We start from the raw sequence: 2,365 nt of genomic DNA, 5'->3' as shown, positions 1-2,365 counted from the left end.
TTCGTGACGGCCGAGATCGGCAAGTAGGGTGTTGATGATCGGCAGCATGGCATCGAGCGCTGCTTCCAGGCCGGCGTTGAAGGCCGCGCAGGCCGCCTCGACGTGGGTCAGATAGTTAGTGTTCGAGCTATGGACGTGCGGCCTGGCGCGTTTGGTCTCCGTCCAGCGCTCGGCGAGGGTCTTGCCGGATGTAGCGTCGGCGAAATCGGCGAGCAGGGTTTCGATGGCGAGGTCGAACAGGTTCGGACGGTGCTGACCATGGAAGGCGTTGGTTTCCAGGAGCGCGTGATAGTCGAGGAAGGAACTGCGCAACGCCGCCAGCGCGACGCGCGGGTCCGCCGTCGGGAGGCCAGGATGCCGCGTTTCCGTCCATTCAAGCGACGGCTTGCCATCATTGAAGGTGACGGTAACGCGCGGCGTCAGAAGCGAGTCGAGCGCGTGGACATGGGCATTGCTCTTCAAAGCGTCGCGGCGCGGACGCCGGGCGAACAGGTCGCGGAGCGCCTTGTATATGGAGGATTTGCCGGCGCCATTCTCGCCGTAAACGATCAGGTTGCGGCCATGGACCGGGAGTAAGCGTCGTTTCTCTGACCTTATTGAACGAGGCGGATAGCGCGACTACGCGGCGGCTTGAACGATATCGGTTACGGCGTGATCAGCCTTCCAGTGCCATGGAAGCAGCCTGTCGATTTCGGTGGCCTTGGTTCGCCCGGAGACGATGCGCTCGAGGATGTCGGTGAGCCAGGCGAGCGGTTCCACGTCGTTTAGTTTTGCCGAGGCGATTAAGGTTGCCATCAGGGCCCAATGCTCGGCGCCGATATCGTTGCCCGCGAAGAGGGCATTCTTTCGTCCGAGGGGAATTCGGCGGATTTCACGCTCGACGGTGTTGGTGTCGAGCTCGATGCGACCATCATCGAGGAATAGGGTCAGACCTGTCCAATGGCGCAGCGTATAGCGCATCGCCTTGGCGAGGTCCGAACCTTTGGAGATGCGCGCCAGTTGCGCATTCAGCCAGTCGTGCAGGGCCTCGATGAGTGGTCGGGATTTTGCCTGCCGCACTGACTGCCGTGTTGTTGCGGGCTGACCACGGATCTCAGCCTCGATCGCATAGAGCTGTGCGATACGGGCGAGAGCCTCGGCTGCAATCGGCGATTGGGTCGAGGCATGGAATTCGTAGAAATATCGTCGTGCGTGGGTCCAGCAGAAAGCGAGCGCAATCTGGTCATCGACGCGCTCTTTGACGACCGCCCCGAAGCCGGCATAACCATCGACCTGCAGAACGCCTCGGAACTTCGCCAGATGCGCAGCCGGATGCTCACCTTTCCGGTCGGTCGCGTAGATGAAGGCGGCGGCTGGTGGTGCTGGTCCGCACCAGGGTCGATCATCGACTGCGTAGCACCATAATCGGCCCGACTTGGTTTTGCCGCGTCCGGGATCGAGCACCGGTAGCACGGTATCGTCGGCGAATGCCTTGGTCTGGGCAAAGACATGGGCAAGAATGGCATCGTTGACCGGCCTCAGCCACCAGCAGGCCCGCCCGACCCAATCGCCGAGTGTTGAACGGTTGAGCTTGATCCCCTGGCGTTCGAAGATCTGCGCCTGCCGGTAAAGGGGCAAATGATCGACGAACTTGCCGACCAGAACGTGCGCGACCAGCGCCTCGGTTGCCATGCCGCCATCGATCGGGCGTGGCGGTGCCGGTGCTTGAACGATCGGCGTGTCGCAGGCATCGCAGGCATAGCGAGGTCGGCGGATGACCTTCACCCGGAAGATCGCCGGCACCATGTCGAGCATCTTGGTCACGGTCTCGCCGACTTGATGCAGCGTGCCGCCGCAGCAGGAACAGGTTTTGTTATCGAGATCGACGATCACCTCGATCTGCGGCAGGCTTGCAGGCAGATCACCGAGATTGCGCTGGCGACGTTTGCGCGGGGGTTTGTCGGCTCCAGATTGCCCTGCCCCAGATTGCTCTGCCATCGCATCGATCACGGCGTCGGCAGCGGCATCCCCGGCGCCCTGGGCCTGCTCGAGATCCTCAATAGCGAGCGATAATTGATCGGGATCGAGTTGTTCGGAACGGCGGCCGAACCGGTGACGATTGAGCTTGGCGATCAGCAGGTGCAATTTGTCGATCTCGGCACGCAGGCCGGTAATCTCGATCTCTGAATTGGCAACCAATTCACGGAGGATCGCCGGGTCATCGGGCAGGGATGCAGGGTCAATTGGCACAAAGCGATTATGGCAAAAATCAAGGCATAAAGCCAATGACTCTCGCGTGATCGACGCCTATCGGAATGATTATTCCGCGTTCTCCTACACCGGTATCAGCCAGCCATCTCCGGGCGCAGACTGCGGACCGGCGCCC

2 protein-coding genes are annotated in these 2,365 nt (G+C 61.4%); both read right to left on the bottom strand.

Translation table 11 applies throughout. From position 1 onward, the window contains the following. A partial coding sequence (locus tag ACP5E6_RS18400; RefSeq protein WP_427956796.1) for a hypothetical protein occupies positions 1-462 on the bottom strand: 462 nt, incomplete at its 3' end. A 156-nt stretch (positions 463-618) separates the two neighbouring features. Beyond that, positions 619-2,229, bottom strand: coding sequence for an IS66 family transposase (gene tnpC, locus ACP5E6_RS18395; protein WP_427956794.1), 1,611 nt, complete (start codon positions 2,227-2,229; stop codon positions 619-621). Between the last annotated feature and the right edge of the window lie 136 nt (positions 2,230-2,365).

It is taken from the genome of Acidiphilium sp. (genome assembly GCF_049977125.1).
Lineage (GTDB): Bacteria > Pseudomonadota > Alphaproteobacteria > Acetobacterales > Acetobacteraceae > Acidiphilium.
Note: the sequence above shows the minus strand (reverse complement) of the source record. Positions and strands in the feature narration are given on the sequence as shown.